This window comes from Rhodopseudomonas sp. WA056 (assembly GCF_010906995.1).
GTDB lineage: Bacteria > Pseudomonadota > Alphaproteobacteria > Rhizobiales > Xanthobacteraceae > Rhodopseudomonas > Rhodopseudomonas palustris_G.
The window spans coordinates 19982-46426 of the sequence record NZ_QPFS01000016.1 but is presented as its reverse complement, the minus strand read 5'-3'; the positions used below and the strand labels follow the sequence as shown (position 1 = coordinate 46426).

20 protein-coding genes and 1 riboswitch are annotated in these 26445 nt (G+C 66.0%); of the genes, 5 read left to right on the top strand and 15 right to left on the bottom strand.

Going from position 1 to position 26445, the window contains the following annotated elements:
• Window positions 1–20: 20 nt before the first annotated feature.
• The 10 genes from DU475_RS05635 to DU475_RS05590 all read right to left on the bottom strand — a co-directional run bounded on the left by DU475_RS05635 (window position 21) and on the right by DU475_RS05590 (window position 12113).
• Window positions 21–1778, bottom strand: coding sequence for an alkaline phosphatase (locus tag DU475_RS05635; protein WP_164631158.1), 1758 nt, complete (start codon window positions 1776–1778; stop codon window positions 21–23).
• A 161-nt stretch (window positions 1779–1939) separates the two neighbouring features.
• Window positions 1940–4525 carry a hypothetical protein gene (locus tag DU475_RS05630; protein WP_164631156.1) on the bottom strand — a complete coding sequence of 862 codons (2586 nt, stop codon included), beginning with the start codon at window positions 4523–4525 and terminating at the stop codon, window positions 1940–1942.
• A 4-nt stretch (window positions 4526–4529) separates the two neighbouring features.
• On the bottom strand, window positions 4530–5717 hold the full coding sequence (locus tag DU475_RS05625; RefSeq protein WP_164631154.1) for a hypothetical protein: 1188 nt from the start codon (window positions 5715–5717) through the stop codon (window positions 4530–4532).
• A 141-nt stretch (window positions 5718–5858) separates the two neighbouring features.
• A complete protein-coding gene (gene argG, locus DU475_RS05620) occupies window positions 5859–7196 on the bottom strand; it encodes an argininosuccinate synthase (protein ID WP_164631151.1) in 1338 nt (445 codons plus the stop codon).
• A 96-nt stretch (window positions 7197–7292) separates the two neighbouring features.
• On the bottom strand, window positions 7293–8072 hold the full coding sequence (locus tag DU475_RS05615; RefSeq protein ID WP_013500076.1) for a phosphatase PAP2 family protein: 780 nt from the start codon (window positions 8070–8072) through the stop codon (window positions 7293–7295).
• Entirely contained in the window at window positions 8069–8569 is a 501-nt protein-coding gene (locus tag DU475_RS05610) for a hypothetical protein (RefSeq protein ID WP_164631149.1), read from the bottom strand. Before DU475_RS05610 ends, DU475_RS05615 begins: the two co-directional genes overlap by 4 nt.
• Window positions 8569–9162 (bottom strand): HD domain-containing protein, encoded by a 594-nt coding sequence (locus DU475_RS05605; protein ID WP_164631147.1) that lies wholly within the window; start codon window positions 9160–9162, stop codon window positions 8569–8571. The genes DU475_RS05610 and DU475_RS05605 overlap by 1 nt, the downstream gene beginning before the upstream one ends.
• 3 nt (window positions 9163–9165) lie before the next feature.
• Window positions 9166–10365 carry a dual-specificity RNA methyltransferase RlmN gene (rlmN, locus tag DU475_RS05600; RefSeq protein WP_164631145.1) on the bottom strand — a complete coding sequence of 400 codons (1200 nt, stop codon included), beginning with the start codon at window positions 10363–10365 and terminating at the stop codon, window positions 9166–9168.
• Between the two features lie 183 nt (window positions 10366–10548).
• Window positions 10549–11124 (bottom strand): invasion associated locus B family protein, encoded by a 576-nt coding sequence (locus tag DU475_RS05595; protein WP_041806933.1) that lies wholly within the window; start codon window positions 11122–11124, stop codon window positions 10549–10551.
• Window positions 11125–11276: 152 nt separating this feature from the next.
• Window positions 11277–12113 carry an SDR family oxidoreductase gene (locus DU475_RS05590; RefSeq protein ID WP_047308007.1) on the bottom strand — a complete coding sequence of 279 codons (837 nt, stop codon included), beginning with the start codon at window positions 12111–12113 and terminating at the stop codon, window positions 11277–11279.
• 231 nt (window positions 12114–12344) lie between these two features.
• Between DU475_RS05590 and DU475_RS05585 the strand changes: the two genes are divergently transcribed.
• Window positions 12345–13319, top strand: a complete 975-nt coding sequence (locus tag DU475_RS05585; protein WP_164631137.1) for an NADPH:quinone oxidoreductase family protein — start codon at window positions 12345–12347, stop codon at window positions 13317–13319.
• A gap of 115 nt (window positions 13320–13434) precedes the next feature.
• Here the strand turns inward: DU475_RS05585 and DU475_RS05580 are convergent, their stop codons facing one another.
• Window positions 13435–15573, bottom strand: a complete 2139-nt coding sequence (locus DU475_RS05580; RefSeq protein WP_164631135.1) for a phytoene desaturase family protein — start codon at window positions 15571–15573, stop codon at window positions 13435–13437.
• 143 nt (window positions 15574–15716) lie between these two features.
• On the opposite strand from DU475_RS05580, the gene DU475_RS05575 reads away from it, so the two are divergent.
• The gene (locus tag DU475_RS05575) at window positions 15717–16337 is read left to right on the top strand and encodes a TetR/AcrR family transcriptional regulator (RefSeq protein ID WP_164631133.1); all 621 of its coding nucleotides are present in this window, start codon (window positions 15717–15719) and stop codon (window positions 16335–16337) included.
• A gap of 15 nt (window positions 16338–16352) precedes the next feature.
• Here DU475_RS05575 and DU475_RS05570 read toward each other — a convergent pair whose 3' ends face one another.
• A complete protein-coding gene (locus tag DU475_RS05570) occupies window positions 16353–16727 on the bottom strand; it encodes a YkvA family protein (RefSeq protein WP_013500085.1) in 375 nt (124 codons plus the stop codon).
• 79 nt (window positions 16728–16806) lie between these two features.
• On the bottom strand, window positions 16807–17109 hold the full coding sequence (locus DU475_RS05565; protein ID WP_349644158.1) for a 4a-hydroxytetrahydrobiopterin dehydratase: 303 nt from the start codon (window positions 17107–17109) through the stop codon (window positions 16807–16809).
• A 201-nt stretch (window positions 17110–17310) separates the two neighbouring features.
• Between DU475_RS05565 and DU475_RS05560 the strand changes: the two genes are divergently transcribed.
• The gene (locus tag DU475_RS05560; protein ID WP_164631129.1) at window positions 17311–18756 is read left to right on the top strand and encodes a TAXI family TRAP transporter solute-binding subunit; all 1446 of its coding nucleotides are present in this window, start codon (window positions 17311–17313) and stop codon (window positions 18754–18756) included.
• Between the two features lie 9 nt (window positions 18757–18765).
• Here DU475_RS05560 and DU475_RS05555 read toward each other — a convergent pair whose 3' ends face one another.
• Entirely contained in the window at window positions 18766–20211 is a 1446-nt protein-coding gene (locus DU475_RS05555) for a PepSY domain-containing protein (protein WP_164631126.1), read from the bottom strand.
• Between the two features lie 4 nt (window positions 20212–20215).
• The gene (locus tag DU475_RS05550) at window positions 20216–22495 is read right to left on the bottom strand and encodes a TonB-dependent receptor (RefSeq protein WP_164631124.1); all 2280 of its coding nucleotides are present in this window, start codon (window positions 22493–22495) and stop codon (window positions 20216–20218) included.
• A 109-nt stretch (window positions 22496–22604) separates the two neighbouring features.
• A riboswitch (cobalamin riboswitch) is annotated at window positions 22605–22801 on the bottom strand.
• Window positions 22802–23227: 426 nt separating this feature from the next.
• On the opposite strand from DU475_RS05550, the gene typA reads away from it, so the two are divergent.
• Window positions 23228–25051 (top strand): translational GTPase TypA, encoded by a 1824-nt coding sequence (gene typA, locus DU475_RS05545; RefSeq protein WP_164631123.1) that lies wholly within the window; start codon window positions 23228–23230, stop codon window positions 25049–25051.
• Between the two features lie 106 nt (window positions 25052–25157).
• Window positions 25158–26426, top strand: coding sequence for a flavin monoamine oxidase family protein (locus DU475_RS05540; protein WP_164631121.1), 1269 nt, complete (start codon window positions 25158–25160; stop codon window positions 26424–26426).
• The last annotated feature ends 19 nt before the right edge of the window (window positions 26427–26445 follow it).

Here is a 26445-nt window from a genome sequence, read left to right as displayed (position 1 = left end):
CGTGCCGCCGCGGCCGCCTGCTACTTGGCGTCGGCGCCGAGCCCCAGCGCATCGGCCATCACCCGGAACAGGTCGGAATTCTCCAGCGCGCCGTGGACGCGGTCGCTGCCGGGGCCGGCGGCGGTGAGGATCACGTCCTCGCCGGAATGCACGCTGGCGTTCATCATCGCCGGCAGATTGCCGATTCTGAGCACCGCGCCGGGAACGCCCTTGTACTTGTCGTTGGCCTTGAAGGTGCCGGGCTTGTCGCCGGCCTCGGTCGGCTGGTTGGGGCCGTCCAGCTTCGGCCGCAGCGTTTCGTAGTGATCCGGCAGGCTGGCCGAGAAAATCGCGAGACGCCGGCTGACATCGACGCGGTCCGGATAGCCGTCCTGGTCGGGCGCCGGATAGTTCGGGAAGCCGGCGCGGTCGTACACGCCGATCCGTTCGCGCAGCGGCACGTCGTCGCCCTCGGCCAGATCGTCGCGCACCGTGCCGACCAGCGCGTTGGGATGATTGTGATCGGCCACCACCAGGATCAGCGTGTCGTCGCCGCGCGCCTTGGCCCAGTCGCGGGTCTGGCGCACCGCGTTGTCGAGCATGATGGTGTCGTAGACCGCGCGCTCCATGTCGAGCGCATGGGCATATTTGTCGATCAGGCCGGATTCGACCATCAGGAAGAAGCCGGCGTCGTTTTTCGCCAGCACCTCGAGCGCGACCGCGACCTGCCGGGTCAGGTCGGGCTGGTCCGGGTTCTTGGCGACGCCACCGCCTTTCAGGAAGCGGCGGTCGAGCACGCCGTCCATGTTGCCCGGCGCGAACAGGCCGAGCAGTTTTGCCGGGCTTTGCCGGCCGACAGCTTCGAGCTCCGTCGCGGTGGCCGCGACCGAATAGCCGGCGTCGCGAAACTTCGCCAGGTAGTCGACATCGTCCTTGCGTCTGCCGCCGGCGCTCTTCGGCAGGAAGTAAGCGGCACCGCCGCCCATCAATACGTCCGGCTGCGCCGCATAGAACTGCGCCACGATGGCATCGTAGGCGGCGCGGCGGCGGGTGTGGGCGATCACCGCGGCCGGGGTCGCGTCCTGGACCTCGGTGTTGGTGACAATGCCGACCGCCAGCCCGAGCTTGCGCTTGGCCAGCGACGCCAGGGTCTCGACCTTGGGATCGTCGAGCGGGTCGGGGGTGCGGTCGGCATAGACCCCCATCGCATTGACCGCCGCTTTGTGGCCGGTCGCGTAGGCGCTGGCGGCGTTGGCGGAATCGGTGATGATCGAGTCGCTGCCGGCGGTCGACACCAGCGCCATCTGCGGCATGTCGTCGATCGCCAGCTTGCCGCGGGCGCGGCCTTGGTCGATGCCCTTGGACAGGATGCGGGCGGCGACGCGGTGCGCCGGCGACATGCCGTCGCCGATGAACAGGATGACGTTCCTGGCCCGCCGCGGACCGGTGTCGTACACCGTCCAGCTCACGCTGCGACGCTCTGCGCCATCGCCGGCCTCGATGGTGTAGCGGCCGGGCCTATTCAGCGTCACGTCGCGCAGCAGCAGCGCCGATCGCGGCTGACCGGCCTCGCGCGCGATCAGCTCCGGGGCCTTGCCAAACACGCTCGCGGCGTCGGCTCCGTTGATGGTGAGGCTCGCTGTGTCGGCGGCGACCTCGCCGGCGAACTCGACCTTGAGATCGAACTTGGCGCCGGCCAGAAGCTCGGCGCGATCGATCGGATAAATGGTCTGAGCCGAAGCAGCCGAAACGAACATCAGCGACGCCAACGCCGCCGCGACAACATGCCTGATCATCATCACGGTCCTGATTGATGCGCGGGACCGTATGAGCGGCAAATGACGGTTGGATGACGGAGGTCTGTAGATCGGTTATGCGCTGTTGCGCCGCAACCCATCGCACTCTGTTGGGCCGGCAATGACGGGCTTCGGGACGTTAACCCATTTGACGTCGCTTGCCCTCATCCCTTGCCTTTCTTCACAGTCCTGCGCTTTCGCGGCTTGCGCTGCGCCTTCGTCTCGCTTTCCTTCGGCGGGAAAACGGCCTTTAGCGTCGTCGCGAGATCGGGATCGAGCCGCGCCAGCGCCGCAGGATCGCGACCTGCGGCATGATAGGTCGCTGACGCCCTCAGCAGCGCGGTCGTGCGCGTCGGAACCGAGGTCTGCGCAGTGAAGATGTCGGCGACGTCGTTCAGAAACGCATGGTCTTCGACGCTGGCGACGATCCTTTCCGCCGATGTCGCGAGCACGGCAGCCCAAAGCCTTGCAAGGCGTGGATCGGATGCGTCTTCTACCGCTTGGACGAGCGCTGGTACAACGTGGCGGACCATCCGTAGCGCAGTATCCCGATCGCCACCGAGGAATGACTGTGCAACTGCCAAACCTGGCTCATCGAGGCCGGCGGTCGATTCGGCAATCCTTTCTGCAACATCAGGATGCCTTGCCAGTGTCGCAATTAGTCGTAGCCAACCAAAACAAGTGGTTGCGATGGATGCAATGTCATCAAAATACAACTCTGGACTGCCGCTGCCTCTGGATTCGGCCTCCTGCACCAAGACTTCATAGGATTGGTGTGCAAGCTCCACATCGACAAAGCCCGGGCGCACAGCTAGGATAGTCTCCGCCATCGAAACCGATAGCACTTCACCAGCAGTCTTCTGGACCAGATCTGCAGCCATGCGCGCGGCTGCAATAGCTTCGTCTCTGCAGTCCAATCCAAGGAGACTCCATGCAACATCTTCAATGGCTTCAGACTGTCCGACAGTATCTCCGGCGCGAGCAGCGATAGCTGCTGCCTCCCGCGCAAGTGCAACAGCTTCCTCGTAACGTCCGAGGTCGCCGAAGCTCCATACCGCAGTCCGCAGCGCATGAAGCTGCTGGTTGAAATCGGCGATGCTCTCGGCCCTGGCCGCCGCCTCTCGCGCTGTCGCAATTGCCTCTTCGTGCCTCCCGAGTTGACCGAGACTTAGTGCAGCAATACGGAGCGCCCTAACCTGCCGACGTATGTTGCCGCTGATGGCCGCCTTGGCCGCGGCCTCGCGTGCGGTCGCAATCGCCTCGTCGTGGCGTCCCAGTTGACCAAGAGTCCAAGCACGATTGAAAAGGATCATCGCTTGTTTCGCTGCGTCGACGGGGACCACTTCCAAGGCTCGGTCCAGAAGGGCTAACCCCTCCGAGTGAAGCCCTTTGTCAGTAACGCGATCCCATGCCACCATGATCTGGTCAAACTCTGAGGCTTGTTCATTCTGTAAACTCTCGGCCGGGGCCTGATGCGACCGCGCTCGATCTGCAGCCCATAGCCGTTCGAACACTTGTGCCTCGCGTGCGAAACCCAGCGCTGCAAATTTGTCGGCCTCCCGCTTTTTCTCCTCAGGCGAATAGATCACCGCCAACAGGTCGACCAATGCCTCGAGCGGGCAGGTTTCGAGGCCGTGGCTGAGGATGCGCTTGCGATAGTAATGCGCGAAGACGCGGTCGGTGACTCTCAGCAGCACTTCGGCGCTGTCCGGTGCCTTCTCGCCGGTCACCACCAGGTCTTTCTTCAACTCGTCGAGCGCCGCGGCGATCGCCGGCTGGCTCGGCGCGCCGACCCGGCGCGCGAGGTCCGTCGCCGAACAGTTTTCGCCGCCGCGCAGCAGTGCATCGAGCAGCGTCTGCGAGCGTGAGGGCAGCACCTCGATACGCTCTTTGTAGTAGGGCGTCAGTTCGTCGACCAGTTTCTCCAGCAGGTCGGCGGCGCGGAGCGGATCGTCCTCCAGCAGCGCTTCGCCGATCAGCGTCGCCAGCCGCGGCGTGCCGCCGATGAAGGTGGCAACGGCTCTGGCCTTGGCTTCCTGCACTTCGGTGAGCGCCGGCTTGCGGGCTGCGGCGCGCTGCAGCCGGAAGAAGGCGAGCGACTGCTCGATCGACCACGGCTCGAACGAAATCTCTTCGAACGCCTTGAACAACGGACGATCGTAATTGCGATCGAATGCGCCACGGGCGCTCGCCGCGATCAGCATCAGGCGGCTGCCTCGCCGCGTCAGTAGCCCGCGAAGCCGCGTCGCCTGCACCTGCTTGGCAAACGCCTTCTTCAACAACAGATCGAAGTTCTCGACTGCCGCCACCAATAGCCCTGGTCGGCCGTTGAACCGGTCGTCAATGGCCGCGTCGAGGCGGGCGACCTGCTCATCCCATGCCTGCCCGTCGTCTTCGACCCAGCTCACGCCAATGGTATCGGCCGGCTGCCCGAGAAACGTGCGGCGGATTTCTGCCAACAGCGTCTCGGGCTCCTTCACATGCGGAAGTTCTTCCGGCAGCAGCGCCATCGCAACTGGAAGATTTTCGGCCTTGGCGATCTCGTCGAGCTTGATCTGCACGTAGCGCAGAAAGAAGCTCTTGCCGTAGCCGCGCGGCGCACTGACGATGACATGCTGTGGCGTGGGCGCGGTCAGGTTGTCGCGAACGATCGAAAGGATCCGGTCGAGCGGGTCTTCGCGGCCGGTAGCGACACTGAGCACTGTGCCGGCGGAGAGTTCGTGCGGATTAAAGGCTTTGAGCAGGGCCACGCGATCACCGCCGATACGGTTTGGACTGCCACCAGGTGCGGACCAGCGGCGAGGAGAAGCTGGCGGTCTGTGCACGGGTGTCGACGCTGAGAAAACCGTCCTCGATGAGAATGGTGAGGATTTCATCGCGGTCCGACGCGGCGTGGCTGCCGAGCACGCGATCGATCTCGGGGAGTGCAGCGGCGGCCTCGCCGGCCTTGTCGATGCAGCGCAGGACATCGCGCGCCATCGCCTTGTCGTTCGCCTCGAAGCGGTTCATCCGGGTGTCGAACTGGGCATAGAAATCCTCGTCCAGGCTCGGGCGGATGTGAGTGGTGAAGACCCGGCGCACGTCGTCGGGCGTGTGTGCCTTGTTGTCCTTGAGGCGGCCGAACGCGAACTGGATGAAGCTGGGATAAGTGACGGCGAGTTCCTGAAGGACGACATTGAGCAGTTCGTCCGTCAACCACGTGCAGCCCTCCTCAGTCGCCAGCGCCTCGAGCATGGCGCGGGCGTCATCGGCTTCGAGCGGCGGAGGCGTCAGCCCCTTGATCAGATCGTTGAAATGCTCACGCGCGATGCCGCGCTCGCGGATCAGCCAGGACAGCCCCATCGAGCCCGATAACAGCATCGGCACCCGGCCGTCCTGACGCCAGGACCGCAGCGTTGCCAGGAAGCCGTTGACATCGGCCTCCTTGACGCCACGCTTCAGCATGTTGTCGATCAGGAAAGGCAGTTCGTCGATCAGCAGCACCACCGAACCGTTCTGCTGCGCCAATACCTTGGTGAGGTCCCCGCTGACCAGTTCGACCTGGTGGAGGACGGCGGTCGGCGATGCCGGGGCATCCGCCGCCTTGCCGCGGACCATATTGAAGAACTCAACGGCTTGGTTGAGACGAGCGGGCGATAATGCGCGGGAAATCTGGCGAACCGCGTCGGAGTCCGGCAGCGCCGCCAGCAGCGCGGAGAGTAGCTTGTCGATGCGATCGTGGCCCTGAACATCGACATAGACGGGCTTCAGCCCGTGCCCCGCGAGCGCTTCTTCGACCGCCAGCATGACGCTGGATTTGCCGGCGCGCCGCAGCCCGAACAGCTTCACGCTTTCGCCGGCCCGGAGCGATGCAACGATCGGTTCCGTGATGTCGGGACGCGGCCAATAATGGGCACCCGTCACCGGGCTTCCGTAGTGGCGCTTCAGTTTGTCGGGGCTCATTGGAGAAGTATCCTCTCGACAAGATATCTTGTGAGGAAGATACGTCAGGGACGATCTCAGAGCAAGATATCTTTTCTAAGATATCCTTCGGTTAAGATACTCGATGCGTTACCGGCAAAGATGCGCACCCGATCCGAGCCCTCAGCCCTTGTCGTTTTCCAGCTTCGGAATCGGGGTGCCTTCGCCGGACGACAGCAGGCCGGTCTTGGCGTAGAGGCCGAGCTTGGCGCGGGTGTCTGTGATGTCGAGGTTGCGCATGGTCAGCTGACCGATGCGGTCGGCCGGCGTGAACGGCGCGTCCTCGACCTTCTCCATGCTCAGCCGCTCCGGCGCATAGGTCAGGTTCGGGCTGACGGTGTTGAGGATCGAGTAGTCGTTGCCGCGGCGCAGCTCCAGCGTCACCTCGCCGGTGACGGCACGGGCGACCCAGCGCTGCGCGGTCTCGCGCAGCATCAGGGCCTGCGAATCGAACCAGCGGCCCTGATACAGCAGCCGGCCGAGCTTCATGCCGTTGATGCGGTACTGCTCGATGGTGTCCTCGTTGTGGATGCCGGTGACCAGCCGCTCATAGGCGATGTGCAGCAGCGCCATGCCGGGCGCCTCGTAGATGCCGCGGCTCTTGGCCTCGATGATGCGGTTCTCGATCTGGTCGCTCATGCCGAGCCCATGGCGACCGCCGATCGCATTGGCTTCGTCAAACAGCGCGACCGGATCGGTGAAGGTCTGGCCATTGAGCGCGACCGGCTGGCCTTCCTCGAACCGCACCGTGACGGCCTCTGCCTTCACCGCGCAGTCGTCGCGCCAGAACGGCACGCCCATGATCGGGACGACGATCTTGATGCCCGAGTCGAGGTGTTCGAGATCCTTGGCCTCGTGGGTGGCGCCGAGCAGATTGCTGTCGGTCGAATACGCCTTCTCGGCGCTCATCTTGTAGGCGAAGCCGTGCGCGGTCATGAACGCCGACATCTCGGCGCGGCCGCCGAGTTCGTCGATGAACTGCTGGTCGAGCCAGGGCTTGTAGATCCGCAACGCCGGATTGGTGAGCAGGCCGTAGCGGTAGAACCGCTCGATGTCGTTGCCCTTGTAGGTCGAGCCGTCGCCCCAGATGTTGACGCCGTCTTCCTTCATGGCCGACACCAGCATGGTGCCGGTGACGGCGCGGCCGAGCGGGGTGGTGTTGAAATACGCGATGCCGCCGGTCGAGACGTGGAAGGCGCCGGCCTGGATCGCCGCGATGCCCTCGTGCACCAGCTGGGTGCGGCAATCGACCAGCCGGGCCTTCTCGGCGCCGAACTCCATCGCCTTGCGCGGGATCGCGTCGTAATCGGCCTCGTCGGGTTGGCCGAGATTTGCCGTATAGGCGAACACCTTGGCGCCCTTCTGCTTCATCCATAGCAGCGCCGCGCTGGTATCGAGACCCCCTGAGAAAGCGATGCCGACGTTTTCGCCCTTGGGCAGGCTTTTCAAGATCGTAGTCATGGAAATCCCAATCGGTTGAAGCGGTTCGGCTGGGCGAATAGCAAACTTCGCGCGCCCGGGCACGCGTTTAATCGCGGGCCGAAGCTCGATTGCCGGTCAGGTGGTGGCCGGCGCGGGGCCGACATCGCGGCCGCGCCATTTCGAGCGCCAGCGGTATCCCGGCCAGAACGCCCGGGTCAGCGCGGCGTCGATCGCGGCGTCCGAGGTCCGGCTCCAGGCCCAGCGGTAGATCAGTGCGTAGAGCAGCCAGATCACCAGGAAGGTGACGAGGCCGGCGATCACCACGTCGGTGAAGAAATGCCCGCCGAACGCCATCCGCAGCCCGCTGGTGACGGTGCCGAACACGAAGGCCGCCGCGTAGGCGTAAGGCCGCACCGTGGGCGGCGTCAGCGCCGCCGGCGCGAAGGTCCAATAGGCGGTCGCGCCCTCGCCGGAGAAGAACGAGCAGTTCTTCGGGCAGGCGCCGGAATTGTCCCACCACGCCTTGAACTGCCACGGGCCATTGAATTCGGTCACCGCGGCCGGCCGCGGCCGGCCCCAATGGCTCTTGAAGGTCATGTTGGTGAGGACGCCGGCCGACAGCGTGATGCTGATCAGCAGGAACGCCACGGTGCGGCCCGGCATCACCAGCGGAAGGTCGGGGCGGATCATCTTGTACACCAGCGCGAAAATCGACGGCGCCGCGATCGCCCAGGCGATCCACATCGCCAGATCGCGCACGAACTCCAGATCGTCGACCGAGCGCAGCGGGAAGGTCTTGGTGGCGGAATCGTAGAACAGCCCCGCCAGCCACAGATCGAGCTCCGGGAACAGCCCGAACGTCAGTCCGATGCCGGCGAACAGCGCCAGCGCGATGAGAAGTCCGTTGCGGTTCATGGGGCGCGGTTTACCGGAGGCGGTGCGGGTTGGGAAGGCGGCAACGGCGCGCGCGGGCGCGGCGGATCGCGCCAGGCGCCGGCGTTGCGCCCGGCAATCAGCCAATACACCATGCCGCCGACGATGCCGGCACCGGTCATGATTTCGAGATGGCGGCGGATGATGCCGTCGAAATGCAGCGTCCCGGGGTCGAATGGCACCAGCCCGAGATAGCAGGCAACCCCGACCAGCGCTCCGCCGATCGCATAGGCCAGCGCGCTGCGGATCGAGAACGCCTCGGTGATCAGCACCACCACCAGCGCCGGCAGCAGCGCGAAACCGGATACGAAGATGAAGCCGAAGCCCATCATGATGTTCAGCGCGTCGGGGTCGATCGGCCCGTCGGCGATCTCAGTGAGTTCCGGAAACAGCAGCATCCCGACCACCACCAGACCGGCGGCGATCGAGGCGAGCAGAAAGCCGATCGCAATCGCGAACAGGCGGACAAGCAGCGCCATCAGCGGGTTGCTCCGGAAGCTTGCTGTGCCGCCATCCGCGCGCGGGTGTCGGTGTCGAGCTCAGCACGGATCGCACCGATCAGCGGGTGCACCGCGGTCTGCTTGGTGCCGTAGTCGAGATTGAACGCGTAATCGAACTCGGCCGGGTTGAGGCCCTGGGTGTGCTGTAGGATGGTCTCTAGCTTATCGAGCCCCTTGGCGAGCCGCCCTTCCGGCGAGGCTCCGGTCTCGTAGTCGTGCCACAGACCCAGAAGCTCGGCGCGGCGCTTATCGTCGAGCGGCTGCGTCAGAGTTTCGATATCGGCGCGCTCCCGTGCGGCTCTGTCGTCGCCCTCGACTTGTGCGACCGCCGGAACGTCGCCGTGCAGGGCTTCGCCGAGATCGTGGACGATGCAGATCTTCAACAGGCGCGCGACATCGATATCGCCGAGCCCGTCGGCGAGCAGCATCGCCATCAGGCACAGACGCCAAGTGTGCTCGGCGGTGCTCTCGGGCCGGCCGGTGGACGTGTACCCGCTGCGGATCACGCTCTTGAGTCGCTCGGCTTCCCGCAGGAAGGCGAGCACACCCTTGATCTCGTCGGCGGGCAGCATGGATCAGTCCGTCATTGCCATCGCGCGCAGCGCGTCGCGTTCGCGCACCGAGAGCTTTTCGGTTTCGGATTTGAGCTGGCCGCAGGCGGCCAGAATGTCGCGGCCGCGCGGGGTGCGCACTGGCGATGAGTAGCCGGCATTGAAGATGTACTCCGAGAACTTCTCGATCTGGTCCCAATCCGAGCACTCGTATTTCGAGCCGGGCCAGGGATTGAACGGGATCAGATTGATCTTGGCCGGAATCCCCTTGAGCAGTTGCACCAGCTTGCGTGCATCGTCGATCGTGTCGTTGACGCCCTTCAGCATCACATATTCGAAGGTGATGCGGCGTGCGTTGGATGCGCCCGGATAGTCGCGGCAGGCCTGCAGCAGCTCCTTCAGCGGATATTTCCGGTTCAGGGGCACCAGCTCGTCGCGCAGGTCGTCGCGGACCGCGTGCAACGAGATCGCCAGCATGACGCCGATCTCGTCGCCGGTGCGCTTGATGTTCGGCACCACGCCGGAGGTCGACAACGTGATCCGCCGCCGCGAAATGCCGATGCCCTCGTTGTCGGAGACGATCAGCAGCGCGTCGCGCACCGCGTCGAAATTGTACAAGGGCTCGCCCATCCCCATCATCACGATGTTGGTGATCAGGCGGTTGCCGTTCGGCGTCTCGCGGTCGATCCAGTCGTTCAGACGGTCGCGCGCCACCATCACCTGGCCGACGATCTCGCCGGCGGTCAGGTTGCGCACCAGCCGCTGCGTGCCGGTGTGGCAGAACGCGCAGTTCAGGGTGCAGCCGACCTGGCTCGAGACGCACAGCGTGCCGCGATCGGTTTCCGGAATGTAGACGCACTCGACCTCGTGAGCCTTCTGGCCGTCGCCGCCGCTCGGCAGCCGCAGCAGCCATTTGCGGGTGCCGTCGGCAGAAATCTGCTCGGCCACCACTTCGGGCCGGTCGACCGTGAAATGCTCCGCCAGCGTCGCGCGCATCTCTTTGGACACATTGGTCATTTCGGAAAAATCGCGAGCGCCCCGGACATACATCCAGTGCCAGAGCTGCTGCGCCCGCATCTTGCGCTGGGGCGGCGCCACGCCGATTTCGCCGAGCCGGTCGCACAATTGCGCCCGCGACAGGCCGATCAGCGACGGCTTGGCCGGCGGCACATAGGTTTCCAGCGGTGTCTTCTCGACCAGGGCCGAGGCTGCAGAAGGCGTCATCGCATCACGTCAGGTTGGCGGCCGGCCGTTCAGCGCCGGGCATGCAGGGCGGGCGAAAGTCGCAGGTCGCCGTGCATATAGGAACCCGCCACCCGGTTGTCGCCGGCCGGCGGGTCGTGTCTGGCGGATTGCTTTACCTAACGGAGCGGCCGTCCTCAATAGCGGCGGCCGGTGGAGAGCTCCTTAGCTGCCGCAGGCCTGCGCCACCTTGTCGAGCGCTTGCGACAGGCCCTTCAGCGAGAACACGTCGGTGCTGGCGGTTCCCCTGGAGGACACGCCTTTCACGGTGATCTCGGCGCCTTTGCGCATCGCCTCGACCAGGCGATCCTCCTCGGCGGCGTTCTTGATCCAGATGCCGTCGCCCTGAGAGTACATCGCGAACGAGGCGCTGCCGACGTCGATGGTGGATTCCGAGCCCGGCTTCAGCGGGTAGCCGACCATCACCGAGACCTCGTTCACGACCTTTTCGGCCGGACGGGTGGAGATGAACGCATAGGCCGGATCGCGCGGCCGGTTTGGCGGGTTGGTCTTGGACGACGACGGCTTGGCAAGGGCGAAGCACACTTTCTTGCCCCCGGGCGCAGCCGTATAGGCGCCCCAACTGCCGAACTGGCCGATCAGCGTCGGCTCCGCGCCGCCGGATGCGGCCGCCGGCGTCGCGCCCGCCTTGCCCTTGGCCTCGCGCGCCACCGCAGCGTTGCCCGCCGCAACCAGCAATGAACCCGCCAACGCGGTCATCAGCATTCGCCTCAAGATCATGGGCAAGTCTGGTCCCTCATCATTGTGACTGCAACATGGCTTGCGCGGCTCGCCTGTTCACGCTGCCCGGAATAGCCGGGATGGCCGATTCTGTGAAGGCGTCAAAGCACCCGGCGGGCACCTTCCGGGTGCCGCATGTATCTGCTGTACAATCAGGATTTGGCGCGGGCCGCGCGATGCGCGGTCCATTGCTGATCGCTCCAATGCAGCAGGTCTTCGGCACCGGAACTGCGCAGATGCGCGCCACCGTCCTGCACCACCATCTCGCCGTTGATGTAGCCGGCGTGATCCGAAATCAGGAAGCTGGCGAGATTGGCAAGCTCGTCGTGATTGCCGACGCGACCGAGCGGCACGCGCGCGGCCGGATCGGCGGCTCGGCCGTCCGGCTGCAGTTGTGCGGTCGCGCCCGCAGTCGGAAATGCGCCGGGCGCGATCGCCACCAGGCGGATCTGTTTTGGACCCCACTCGACCGCGAGGCTCTTGGTCATCGCCAGCACCGCCGACTTCGCCATCGCCGACGGCACCGTGAAGGCGCGGCCGGTGATCGTCGAGGTCGACAGGATGCTGACCACCACGCCGGCGCGTCCGCCGTCGATCCAGCGCCGGCCGGCACCGAGCGTGCAGTACATCGCGCCGTGCAGCGTCGGCGCCAGGATCGCGTCGGCGGCGCGCGCCGACAGCCGTTCGGTCTGCGCGATGAAGGTCGCGGCGGCGTTGTTGATCAAGACATCGAGCGGCGCATCACGCCAGATGGCGTCGAGCATGCCTTCCACCGCTTGCGGATCGCGCACGTCGCAAACGATGGCGTCGACTTCGCCGCCATGCGACCGAATTCGCTCTGCGGTGTGCTGCAGCACCTCGGCGCGTCGCCCGCACAGTACCAGCGACGCGCCGAGTTCGGCGAAGCGTGCCGCCATCGCGGCGCCCAATCCGGAACCGCCGCCTGTAATCAGAATTCGTTTGTTCGCGAGCAGACCAGCCTCGAACATCGCACGGCTCCTTGATTGACCGCGTAGCGGAATTCACGCGGGCGTAGTCCCGCACGCGGCGTCATGCCCGGACCTGATCCGGGCATCCATCATCTTTCGAGAACGGATGGATTGCCGGGTCAAGCCCGGCAATGACAACGCGGCAGAACGCTCGGCCCGAATCCGATTGTCCCTGCCGTGCAAATCCGGCAGAACGGCAGGCAATCACAAACCTCGCACCCGGGTGGATACATGAAGGCCATTCTCTGCCAGCAATATTGCGGTCCCGACGATCTCGTTTACGCCGACGTGCCCGATCCGGTCGCCGGCCCCGGCGAGGCGGTGATCGCCATCAAGGCGGCGGCGCTGAATTTCTTCGACATCCTGATGATCCAGGGCAAGTACCAGATCAAGCCGCCGTTCCCGTTCTCGCCAGGCGCGGAAGTCGCGGGCGTGATCGAGAGCGTCGGTGAAGGCGTCACCGACCTCAAGCCCGGCGACCGCGTCGCCGCGTCCTGCGGCCACAATGGCGCGCGCGAAAAGATCGCGCTGCCGGCCGCGTCGATCGTCAAGATCCCCGACAGTCTCGATTACGACCGCGCCGCCGGCATCTTCATCATCTACGGCACTGCGCTGCATGCGCTGGAAGACCGTGCCAGCCCGAAGCCGGGCGAGACACTCGCGGTGCTCGGCGCTGCCGGTGGCACCGGCCTTGCGGCGTGCGAGCTCGGCAAGCTGATGGGGTTCAAAGTCATCGCCTGCGCCTCCTCGGACGAGAAGCTCGAATTCGCCAAACAGCACGGCGCCGAGCTGACGCTGAACTATGCGACCGAAGATCTGAAAGAGGGGCTGAAGAAGCTCACCGGCGGCAAGGGCGTCGATATCGTGTTCGATCCGGTCGGCGGCGCTTACGCCGAAGCAGCGCTGCGTTCGATCGCCTGGGAGGGCCGCTTCCTGGTGATCGGCTTCGCCGCCGGCGACATTCCGAAGATGCCGCTCAACCTCGCGCTGCTGAAGGGCTGCGATATCCGCGGTGTGTTCTGGGGTGCGTGGACGCGGATCAATCCGGAGAAGAACCGCGCCAATCTCGAGAAGCTGGTCAAGTGGGCCGCCGAGGGCAAGATCTCCTCGCATGTCGACCGCACCTTCCCGCTGGCGCAGACCGCAGACGCGCTGAAAGTGCTCGCCGGCCGGCAGGCTATGGGCAAGGTGATCCTGCATCCGTGAGAATGCTGAATCGCAGCGCGTAACCCACCGTTTCTCGTCGCCGCGCGAAGTGGGTGGGTTACGGCGCAACAGCGCCTAACTCACCCTTGTATCAGCAAGCTACGCGGTGATCGCGTTACGCCGGCATCAACTCCGGCCTCGTAGCCGCGGCGGGCTCGCTTGCGGCCGGTTGCGCCCTCGCCAGCACGCCGGGCAGCAGCGCCTCGGCGGCGTTGGCGCCGGAGATCACCACCGCCTCGATGCCGGCACCGATATTGCCGCCGCCGGCGATAACCAGATTGCGCAGCGGCGTTTTCGAGCCTCGAAGCTGTCCCGCGGTCGACATCCCGTAGATCGAACCGAAGCTCGCCCAGTCGTAGCGCGCGTAGGTCACCGGGCTGGCGTCGGTGCGATACACGATGTGCCGCGCCAGGTTCGGGATCACGGTCTCGGCGGCGGCGATCATCCGGTCGCCGAATTCCCGCTTGCGCCGCAGATAGTCGTCCGAACGTCGCCAGACCTTGTAATCGTTGCCGTCGTGGTCGTGCGGAAACCAGCTCCGCGCCTCGGCGTGCGGCACCAGCGCGATCAGCGACAGGATCGCATGGCCCGGCGGCGCCGCGGAGGGATCGAGCTTCGACATCATCGCGATGCCGAGCTTGATCGGCGCCTGCAGATGCGTCGACGGGCCGAGGTCCGGCACGCAATCGACCCCGAGATGAACGCTGAAGCACGAATTTGCCGGGGCCGCGTCCGCCACCTGGCTGCGGAACCGCCGCGGCAGCGCGTCGGGCGGCACCAGTTCGAGCATCGTGCGCTTGAAGTCGGCGTTCGACACCACCGCGCGGGCTCGCACCGTCTCGCCGCTGGCGAGTATCACGCCGGCGGCGCAGCCGTTCTCGACCAGGATCCGTTGCACCGCCGTCTTCACCCGCACCTCGCCGCCGCGAGCCTCGATCGCCGCAACCATCGCCTCGGCGACGACGCCCGAACCGCCGCGTGGATAGTAGCCGCCGTGGAAGTAATAACCGAAGATCGGCACCATCCTGGCGCAGCTCGGCCGCTCGCTGCCGTCGCCGATATAGCCGGACAGCCCGTCGATCACCGCCACCACGGCCGGATCGTCGACATGCGCCGCGACCAGTTCGGCGAACGGACGGTTCATCCATTTGTAGGCGTGCGGATGGGCGCGCGGAAACGCCAGCAATTCCTCGATCGTCGCCGGCGGGCCGGGAATTCCGCCGCGGCCGGCGGCAGTGGCGAACATGTCGTCGAAGATTGCCTTGATCTCCTCGAACAGCGCCTGAATACCTGTGGCGCTGCCCGGAAACCGCTCACCGAGCAGCCGGACGTAGTCACGCCAGTCGGGTGGGACGCCGATCATTCCGTGCTCGGTATGGAAGCTCTGGGTCACCCGCTCCCAGACGATGCGGTCGGCGACGCCGAGCCGCCGCAGCAGCGTAGCGAACGGCCCGCCCGGCTGCACGCCGGAGAAATCGTGCGGGCCGGCGTCGAACCGGTACAGCACCGGCTCGTTCAGATGATGCGCCTTGCGCAAGTAACTGTGGCAGTAGCCGCCGGGCACGACGTGCTGGTCGAACACCTTCACTTTCAGCCCGGCGTCGGCCAGCAGTGCGGCGGCAGTGAGGCCGCCGATTCCGGCGCCGATCACCACGACGTCGCAATCCTCTGTCTGGTCGGCGGCAAACGACGGTGCGGGCCAGCGATAGCTCTCCGGCGCATCAGCTAGTCGCTGCATCACGAAACGGATCGCCAGCTTCGGCCCGAAGATCGAGACCAGCGCGCCGACCGTGACGATCGCGCCGATCACTTCCGCCGGTGCGCCCAGATGGCGGCCGGCGGCGATCACCGCGAACAGCACCGCCCACAGCGCCGTGATCGCTGCGTTGATCATGAAGAATTGCGGCGTGCCGGCGTTGTCCGGATGGGCGGCGCGCGAATAGTCTGCGGTCCACGGCCGCCGCGCCGCGAGGCTGAGCACGCTGATGGTCGACAGCCCCGCGAACGACAGCCACAGCGCGTTGGCGACTGCGATCGCCGGTGCGACCAGATGCAGCGCCGCGAGGCCGGCGAACAGCACCAGCCCGCCGGCCTCGAGCACGAACAATTCGCGCCGGTGGCCGCGCCAGGCATTGCCCGCGAGCGACAGACCGAGGCCGAGCCAGATTGCCCAGGCGGGTTGATGGAGCGCCAGCAGGATCCAGAACACCGCAAACGGGACCAGGACCAGCTTCACCGTCAGGAAGGTCTTCATGCTGCCTCCGAGGCCTCCGGTCCGGCGAGCCGTTGCGGCGTTGACGTCGCCCCAGACTGCGGTACCATTCGGTACCAAACCATAGCACATCTGGTACCAGTTGGTACCGGAATCTGTGCAGTCTGCGGACCGGCCACTAAGCAATGGACAAAAAACAAGAAAACACCGCCGACCCGCGCCGGGCGGCGATCCTTCAGGCGGCGTTCGAGGTGTTCGTCGAGAAGGGCTTCGATGCGGCGACGACGGCCGAAATCGTGCGCCGCGCCCGGATTTCGAAACGCACGCTGTATGAGTTCTTCGCCAGCAAGCAGGAGATTCTGACCGCGCTGGTGCGCTATGGCGCGGCCAAAATGCAGCCATCGCCCCAGCTTCCGGAGCCGCAGGACAAAGCGCAATTCCTGGCGGTGCTGGAGCAGTTCGGACGGATCTTCCTCGGCGAACTGCTGCACGCCGAACGGACCGCGATGTACCGGCTGGCGATCGCCGAGGCGGGGCGCGGCGGCGGTTCGGTCGCCCGCGAGCTCGAGGCCAGCGGCAGGGGGCCGGTGACGCAGGCGGCGACGCGCTTCTTCGAGCACGCCGCGGCGCGCGGCATCATCCGGCGCGACGATATCGCGACGCTGATCAGCGTATTCTTCTCGGTGTTGATCGGCATCGCGCCATTGCAGGCGCTTCTCGGCGAGCCGCCGCTCAGCGCGGAGGCGATTGCGCAGCGGGCAAAGCTGGCCACGCAGGTGATGGCGCGGATGAGCGAGACGGCCTGACGCGCTGGGGCGGCGTTAAGCCTCGTCCTCCAACCCGCGCTGCATCGCGACCCGGGCGGCTTCGCGATGTGCGGGCGTGATGTTGCCCGCCACCATCCTGATTGCGGCCGCCAGGATCGCCGCATCGTCGGTAAAGCCGAGTACCGGCAGGATGTCCGGCGCAAGATCGAACGGCAGGACGAAGTAAGCGATCGCGCCGAGCAGCGCGATCTGCACATGTCGAGGGGTCTGCCGGTCAAACGCGCAGTAGTAAGCCGCCAGGATGTCCTCGGCGAACGGCAATCTGGCGGCGACGCCCTTGAGCTTGCGCCAGAACCGGCGGCGCACCTGTTCGGGATCCTGCGCCAGCCTGTCGGCGGGCTCGAACCCTACGCTGTAATCGCTCGTCATCGTCAGCACTCCGGCGAACCGCGGCGGTTCATCATTCGTCAGATCTGGGAATTTGTCGCTCCGCCCGCAAGGTTCTCCGTCATCCGGCGCCGAGCGGCCCTGCGATCGCATCGATGACTTTCGCCAGTGCGACATCGCGAGCCGTCACGCCGCCGGCGTCGTGAGTCGTCAGCGTCACGTCCACGGTTTTATAGACGTTGCGCCAGTCCGGATGGTGATCGGCCTTCTCGGCGGCGAGCGCGACCCGCGCCATGAAACCGAACGCCTCGCTGAAATCCGCGAACACGAAGCTGCGGCCGATCGCCGCCCGGTCGGTGCATGCGCTCCAACCCGGCAAATCCTGCAATGCGGATCGTAGTTCCCCGGCCGACAACGGTTCCACCATGCGTGCTGTTCCTGCCTTGTCTGTCCTGCGCCTCTGTCCTGCGCCTCGGTCCCGCAACCGGCGTCCGCGCCGCCAAGCGCGCTCCGCCGACCATAATGCGGCCAAACCGCTGCGATAGCCATCAGTTCCCCAGCCGTCTCGTCGGCGGAACTACACAGCTTCGATGGAACGGCCAAACCCGATGGGTCCGGATCACGGATGAACAGCGCGCGGCTATTGTCCCGGTCAATGGACGGACCCGATCCGGGGGAGGCCGTGCTGCAACCATCTCCGCGTTCGCCGCGGCGGAGAATGACGCTGATCCTGCTGGCGACGATTCTGGCGCTGATCGGGGCCGTCAGTGCAGGCTATTACTTCGCGATGCGCCCGGTGACCCTGAAAATCGCCGTCGGGCCGCAGACCGGCGACGACTACAAGCTGATCCAGGCGCTCGCCCAGGTGTTCGCGCGCGAGCGCAACACCGTCCGGCTGCGGCCGGTGGTGACCGACGGCCCGGCCGCCAGCGCGGTCGCCTTGAAGTCGGGCACCGTCGATCTCGCGGTGATCCGCGGTGATCTGCCGGTGCCGAAAGTGGCTCAGTCGGTTGCGGTGCTGCACAAGAACGTCGCGGTGCTGGGGGCGCCGGCGAGCGCCGAGCAGAAAGCCAAGCGCAAGTCCGGCAAGAGCAGCGCGATTGCCGGGATCACGGATCTGGCCGGCAAGCGCGTCGGCGTGGTCGGCCGCACCGAGGCCAACGCCGGGCTGCTCGGCGTGATCCTGCAGCAATACGGTGTCGATCCGGCGAAAGTGCAGAGCATTGCGCTGCCGGCCGGCGAGGTCGCCGAAGCGGTCCGCAGCCGCAAGGTCGATGCGCTGCTCGCCGCCGGCCCGCTCAACAGCAAGACGATCGCCGATGCCGTGCTGGCGACCGCGCATACCGGCCGTGAACCTGTGTTCCTGTCGGTCGACTCCGCCGAGGCGCTGGCCGCCAACCATCCGTCCTACGAGGCCACCTCGATTCCGGCCGGTGCGTTTGGCGGTGCTCCGGTGCGCCCGGACAACGAGATCAAGACTGTCAGCTTCTCCCACTACATCGTGGCGCGCGACGGCGCCTCGGACACCACGATCGCGACCTTCACCGAGCAGCTCTTCACCGCGCGGCAGATCGTGATGTCGGAAGTGCCGCTGGCGGCGAAGATCGAAACCCCGGATACCGACAAGGACGCCGTGATCCCGGTGCAGCCGGGCGCCGCCGCCTATGTGGACGGCGAGGAGCGGAGTTTTCTCGATCGCTACAGCGACCTGATCTGGTTCTCGCTGATGGGGCTGTCGCTGATCGGCTCGGCCGGCGCCTGGTTCGCCAGCTATCTGCGCAAGGACGAGCGCACCAGCACGGCGGCGCAGCGCCAGCGGCTGCTCGACATGCTGGCGACGGCGCGGCGGTGCAGCTCCGCCGAGGAGCTCGACACCATGCAGACCGAGGCCGACGCGATCCTGCGCGACACGCTCGACGCCTATGAGAACGGCGCGATCGACAGCGCCGCGCTCACTGCCTTCAGCATCGCGCTGGAGCAGTTCCACAACGCCGTCGCCGATCGCAAGCTGCTGCTGTCCGACGCTTCGCCGCTGCCGCCGGTGCGCGGCGTCCGGCCCCAGGCGGTGTGAGTGTAGGGTTCAGCGCAGCAGCCGCCTCCAGCCGATCACCACGCCGCTGATCGAGATCACCAGGCCGGCCAGCGACAGCGCGATCACCAGCAGATCCCATGCCGGCCGCCAGGCCAGCAGCACCGGGAAATCGAAACTGTGCAGCGCATTGAACAGCCAGCGATAGCTGCGCGCGCTGGTATCGCTGCGTCCGAGCAGTTCGCCGGTGGCCGGATCGAGGTGAACCCAGGTCGCGGCCGGATCGTCGAACCCGACCCGCAGCACCGGCAGCACGCGCTGGCGATGGTGCTGATACCAATAGACATCGTAGCGATCGAGCCGCTGGCGCAGGACGATCGCCGCATCCGGCAGCAGCCGCGCCGCGGCGGCCACGACCGCATCCTCCGGCAGGCGCGTCGGGGCGCCGGATTGCGGATCGATCAGCGTCTGGCGGCCGTCGCGATGCGCTACCAGCATCAGCGGTGTGCCGCCGATCCAGACGAAGCGGGCTTCGACGACGCCCGGCATCGCGGTCGCCGGCAGCCTGTCCGCGATCGTCGGAGCGTCGTGGCCGGCATAGCGCTGCAGCATGTCGCGGCTCTCGCCGCGGCGGGCGAAGGCCTCGCCCGGATTCATCGACAGCCAGCCGGAGAACATCCAGGTCAGTACCACTACGCCGCCGATCAGGCCGGCGATGTGGTGCCATGCCATCCAGCCGCGATACGGCGTGACCCGGCCCGACGCATAGCGCCGCCGCAGGCCGGCGCGCAGCAGGCCGATCCAGATGCCGCTGATCGCCACCAGCATCAGCACGCCCGAAACCCACAGCACCACCTGCCGCCACAGCGGCCCGTCCTGGCGCAGCACCGTGAAGTAGATCCAGTGCGGGATCGCGCCGAGCCAGTTCCAGACCCGCTCGCCCCGCGTGGTGTCGAGCACGATCTCGCCGCCGCGCGACCCGACATAGAGATCGGTCCCGGCAGCATCGCCGAGACCGATCAGATACAGCGGCCTGAACGGATCGTAGCGCGACGTCACGCTCCATTGGTCGCGATCGACCGTCTCGATCAGTCGCGGTGCGGCGGCGGCCGGATGATGCCGCGCGATTCCCAGCGCCTGATCGGCGCTGACCTGATCGATCTTGCGGCCATCGATCGCCGACACAGTGGTGCGCCGGCCGCTCCAGTCGAGCAGCCGGTACACCGGTTCGGTATCGAGCATCACCAGCCGCAGCTCGCGCGGATAGGCCTTGGCGCCGGCCACCTGCATCGCCTGATCGGGCGACAGCGTGACGCGCTGCCAGGCGAGATCGGGCAGAGCCGCCCAGCGCTCCTGTTTGTCGAGATGCGGAAACGCGACGTACATCATCACCACGCCGGAGATGAACCACATCGCGAACAGCAGACACCCGGCGATGCCGAGCCAGCGGTGGCCGAGATACAGCCACCGCTTGCCGCGCCTGACGACGCTTTGCATCGCTTTAGAACTTCACGTTGTAGGACAGTTCCGCGGTGCGCGGCATGCCGAGGATCCACTGCGACGTGCCGCCGGAGGTTGCGTAGACGGTGTCGAACAGATTGTAGACCCGGAGTGCCAGCGTCTGCCGAGCATCCGGCTTCCACATCAGGCCGGCATTGACGACGTTATAGGCGGGCCGCACCAGGGTGTTGGCGTTGTCGGCCCAGGTGTCGCCGACGAGCTGCACGCCGGCATTGGCCGACCAGCCCGGCGCGAACGCCCAGGTCGCCCAGATGTTGCTGACCACCTGCGGCACGTTGGCCGGAACGTTGCCGGCGTAGTTTACCACCTGGCCGCCGACCACCTGGGTGAAGTCGTCGTATTTGGCCCGCAGCCACGCGACGTTGGCGTCGAGCCGCAGCGTGTCGGTGACCTTGAGGCCAGCCGAGGCTTCGATGCCGCGCGACGATTGCTGGCCGATCTGCAGCGGGTTGGTGTTGGCGGGATTCTGCGGATCGCGCGCCAGCAGGTTGTTCTTGACGATCTGATACGCCGACAGCGTCCATTCGGCGCGGCCGCCGGCGAGCTGCTGCTTGATGCCGACCTCGATTTGCTTGCCGGTCGACAGCGCGAAGTCGCGGTTTACCCCGGTCATGGTGATCAGGTTGGTGACGGGATCGACCGCGGTCGCATACTGGCCGTACAGCGACAGATCCGGAATCGGGTTGTACACCACACCGACCCGCCAGCTCGGCGCCGAGTAGGTCTTCTCGAAGCTGTTCGCCGGGGTGAGGAAATCGGTGCGCTCGACCGTCGGGTGATCGGAGCGGACGCCGCCGATCACCGCGAGCTGATCGGTCAGGCTGAGGCGGTTCTCGGCGAACAGACCGTATTGCGTCGTCTGGGTGTGGAAGCTCGGCCGGGTCGAGCTGACCCACAGGAAGTTGCCCGGATCGAAGCTGTAGGGGTTCACCGACGAATTGCCGGCATAAGGCGAGTTGTTGGTGTGGGTGAAGGTGATGCGGTTGACGTCGAAGCCGGCGACGAACTGGTTGGCGAGGCCGAACAGGTGGCCCTTGAAGGTGGTGTCGAAGCGATTGCCGACCTGCTCCTGGTCGTGGAAGATCTCGATATAGGAGCTGCGGTTGATGTTGCCGGTGGTCGGGCTGTAGGCGTAGCTCTCGACGTCCTTCCAGTGGCGGTGGCTGCTGAGATAATAGGTGACGTTCTTGACCGAGACGCCTTCGGCGACGTCCCACTCGGTCTTGAACTGGGTCCAGTTGTCGCGATAGCGGATGCTGGAGTCGCCGACATTGTAGTTCTTGAAACGCAGCGACTCGTCGATCCGGCCGTTCACCAGCGGCGTGCCGAAATAACGCGACGGGCTGCGGTCGGCATAATCTTCGCTCAGTGTGAAGGCGAGATTGTCGGCGGCCTGCACCCGCACCGAGCCCGACACCGCGACGTTCGACATTGTGTCACGATCCACCCAACCGTCCGACATGTTGCCGATCGCCGCCAGCCGATAGGTCACGTTCGAATTGATCGGGCCGCCTGAGTCGACGGCGAGGCGCCGCAGCAGATTGGTGTCCAGCGAGATCTCGGCCTCGTTGCGCTGCACGTCGAGCGGCTTCTTCGAGATCACGTTGACCGCGCCGCCGATCGCGCCTTCGCCGTACATCACCGAGGCCGGGCCGCGCAGCACCTCGATGCGCTGTGCCGTCCAGGTGTCGAACGGGAACGTCATGGTGCCCGAGCCGACATACATCCGGGTGCCGTCGTACAGCGACATCACGGTGCCGTTGCCGGTGAAGCCGCGGGTGGCGAAGGACAGGCCGCCATTGCCCGGGGCCGGGCTCGCGGTGAAGCCGGTGGCGTTCTGCGTCACCGCATCGATGACGTTGTGCTGGCCGCGCTCGGCGATGGTTTCGGCGCGAATCACCTCGACGCTGGCCGGCGTTTGCAGCGGCGTCAGGCCGAGCCGGCTGCCGGTCGAGGCCGGGGTGCCGAGATTGAAGGTGGGCGAAGTCGCCGCGCGGTTCGCCGCGGTCTCGACCGGCGCGGGGGCCGGGGCGGCGGCGGGACGCGACGCTGCGCGGCGCTGGCGCGACGATCCGGCATTGGCCGCCTGCCGCGGCTTCGACGGCCGTACGGTCTGGCCCTCGACCACGATCGGGTCGAGACCGCGCGGATTGGCCGAGGCGGTTTGCGCAAGACCGTCGACCGGCCAGAGCAGAGGGACGAGGGCGACAGACGACAGCAGGCGACGATTGCGCCCGAGAGGCAGAACGGCGGGAGTCATTTTCTTGGCTCGCGGCTAACGTGGCACGTCACCGCGAAACAGGTCTGCCGCAGCCTTCTTGCGGGCTACGGTTCGACACGCACCAGGACACCCCGCCCAATGTGTTCGCGTGTGACCACGACTGACGGCAGGTCTCCTGGCTCGCGGGTCGCCGCCATTCACCGCCTTCCCAGGACCAAAGCCCCAGTGGCGTGTGGCGAATGGCTCGCCGCTTACAGTTGCGGGGGCAGCCGCGGAATAGGGCCCGAAGACCCGCACCGCGTTCCCTATTGATCCCTTTCGGGAACCGTCGCTGGGCACGGTAGAAGACATCGGGCAACGCTGTCAACGAACGGGGAGAGAAAAATCCAATCGATCCGAGGGTTAGCGGCTGCACTATGGATTTACCTGTCAGAGCGACGATGAAGGTAACGTTATAACATTACCATTCTGGGTCAAGCCCTCCCGGCTGCTGGTCAGTCAGCCGACGCGCTGGTCCTCGACCACGCCCGCATCAAAGACGGTCTGTGCGGCCGCAACCGTCATTGTGATTTCGCGATTTCTGCGTATATTGCGTCGCAACGCGTGCTGGTGCCCGGTCCTGTTCGACCGGGCCTGTTTGTTGCGATTTCAGATTGCGATTGCCCGGCGCGTTTCAGACACAGGCTGGTTGCGGCGCGTCCTTTGGCGCATTCCGCAGTGTGCCTGTATCGCGCTGAATTCAGGCAACGCCCGCAGGACCGACAGAGAGCCATGACACTCCGTAATATCGCCATTATCGCCCACGTTGACCACGGCAAGACCACCCTGGTCGACAAGCTGCTGCAGCAGTCCGGTACCTATCGCGACAACCAGCGCCAGGTCGAACGGGCGATGGATTCGAACGATCTCGAACGCGAGCGCGGCATCACCATTCTGGCGAAGTGCACCTCGGTGGTCTGGGGCGACACTCACATCAACATCGTCGACACGCCCGGACACGCCGACTTCGGCGGCGAAGTCGAGCGCATCCTGTCGATGGTCGACGGCGTGATCGTGCTGGTCGACGCCGCCGAAGGCCCGATGCCGCAGACCAAATTCGTGGTCGGCAAGGCGCTGAAGCTCGGCCTCAAGCCGATCGTCGCGATCAACAAGGTCGACCGCTCCGACGCCCGCGTCACCGAAGTGGTCAACGAGGTGTTCGACCTGTTCGCCGCGCTCGACGCCACCGACGAACAGCTCGACTTCCCGATCCTGTACGGCTCCGGCAAGAACGGCTGGATGTCCGACAAGCCGGACGGCGACCACTCGGAAGGCATGAAGCCGCTGTTCGAGCTGGTGCTCAAGCATGTCCACGCCCCGGTGGTCGAGGAAGGCCCGTTCCGGCTGCTCGGCACCATCCTGGAAGCCAACCCCTATCTCGGCCGCATCATCACCGGCCGCATCGCGTCGGGCACGGTGAAGCCGAACCAGGCCGTCAAGGTGCTGTCGCGCGACGGCAAGCTGGTCGAGCAGGGCCGCATCAGCAAGATCCTGGCGTTTCGCGGCCTCGAGCGCGTGCCGCTCGATATCGCCGAAGCCGGTGACATCGTGGCGATCGCCGGCCTGACCAAGGGTACCGTCGCCGACACCTTCTGCGATCCGGCGGTCGATACCCCGATCCAGGCCCAGGCGATCGATCCGCCGACCGTGTCGATGTCGTTCATCGTCAACAACTCGCCGCTCGCCGGCACCGAAGGCGACAAGGTCACCAGCCGCCTGATCCGCGACCGCCTGCTCCGCGAGGCCGAGGGCAACGTCGCGCTGCGCGTCGTCGAATCCGCCGACAAGGACGCGATGGAAGTGTCGGGCCGCGGCGAATTGCAGCTCGCGATCCTGATCGAGAACATGCGCCGTGAAGGCTTCGAACTCAGCGTGTCGCGTCCGCGCGTGGTGCTGACCCGCGACGAGAACGGCCAGCTCCTCGAGCCGGTCGAGGAAGTCGTCATCGACGTCGACGAGGAGTTCTCCGGCGTCGTCGTGCAGAAGATGAGCGAGCGCAAGGCCGAGATGATCGAGATGCGGCCCTCGGGCGGCAATCGTCTGCGCCTGGTGTTCTACGCGCCGACCCGCGGCCTGATCGGTTACCAGGGCGAACTGATGACCGACACCAAGGGCACCGCGATCATGAACCGGCTGTTCCACGACTACCTGCCGTATCGCGGCGAGATCCAGGGCCGCCGCAACGGCGTGCTGATCTCCAACGATCAGGGCGAGGCGGTCGCCTACGCGATGTTCAAGCTGGAAGATCGCGGCCCGATGATGATCGAGCCGGGCTGGAAGGTCTACAAGGGCATGATCGTCGGCGAGCACACCCGCGACAACGATCTCGAGATCAACGTGCTCAAGGGCAAGCAGCTCACCAACATCCGCACCACCTCGAAGGACGAAGCGGTGCGCCTGACGCCGCCGATCCGGATGACGCTGGAAAAGGCGCTGGCCTATATCGAGGACGACGAGCTGGTCGAGATCACCCCGAAGTCGATCCGGCTGCGCAAGCGCCTGCTCGATCCCAACGAGCGCAAGCGCGCCGAAAAGAGCAAGCAGGCGGTCGCCTGATCGTCTGCCTCATTCTCTGATTTCCGATGCCCGGCCTTCGTGCCGGGCATCGTCGTTTCAGGGGCCCTGAGATCGAACCGCCGTCAGACCCGTGGTAGGATCGCGCATGCCGTCATCCAGCTTTCCGTCCTCGGTCGACATCGCGATCATCGGCGCCGGTGCGGCCGGCCTCGGCGCGGCGCGGGCGCTGGAGGGGGCGGGTGTCTCGGTGCTCGTGCTCGAAGCGCGGGACCGGATCGGCGGCCGGGCCTGGACCCGGATGGTGACGCCGGAGATCGCGTTCGACGTCGGCTGCGGCTGGCTGCATTCGGCCGACGAGAATTCCTTCGTCGGCATCGCCGGCCTGCTCGGCATCGGCATCGACAAGACCCATCCGCCGTGGAGCGAGGCGAGCTTCGGCGATGTGTTTCCGAAGCGCGACCGCGCCGCCTTCGGCAAGGCGCTCGATGCGTTCTACGAACGGGTCTGGCGCGCGGCGAAACACAAGACCGACGTCGCTGCCGCCACCTTGCTGGAGCCGGGCAACCGCTGGAATCCGATGATCGATGCGGTGTCGACCTACGTCAACGGCGCCGAGCTCGATCGGATCTCGGTGCACGATCTCGAATCCTATCGCGACACCGGAATCAACTGGCGGGTCCGCGAGGGCTACGGCACGCTGGTCGCGGCCTACGGTGCGCCCTGCCCGGTGGCGCTGAGCTGCGTGGTCGAGCGGATCGATCACTCCGGCCGCCAGATCAAGCTGGAGACGTCGCTCGGAACGCTGGTCGCCGGTCAGGTCATCGTCTCGGTGCCGACCAACCTGATCGCAAGTGAGGCGATCCGGTTTGCGCCGGCGTTGCCGGACAAGGTCGAGGCCGCGCGAAATCTGCCGCTCGGTGTCGACGACAAGGTAATGCTGAAGCTGTCGGACCCCAACGACTTTCCTGCCGACGGCAATCTGCGCGCCGCCACCATGCGGAGTGCGATGGGGACGTATCACCTGCGCCCGTTCGGTCATGATTGTATCGAGGGCTTCTTCGGCGGCCGCTACGCGCGCGAATTGGAAGACGCCGGCGACGGCGCGTTCGCCGCGCAGGCGATCGACGAGATCGCCGATCTGCTCGGCAACGACATCCGCCGCAAGCTGTCGCCGCTGGCGGAGTCGCGTTGGGCTCACGATCCGTTCGCGCGCGGCGCCTATTCGCACGCGCTGCCCGGCCACGCCGGCGCCCGCGCCCTGCTGGCCGCGCCGGTCGACGGCCGTTTGTTCTTCGCCGGAGAAGCGACCTCGCCGCAGTTCTTCTCGACAGCCCACGGCGCGCGTGATTCGGGCGAGCGTGCAGCGCGGCAAGCGATCGATTGTCGCAGCGATGTCGGTTTCGCGGCGAACTAACCGTGATGACACCTGTCGC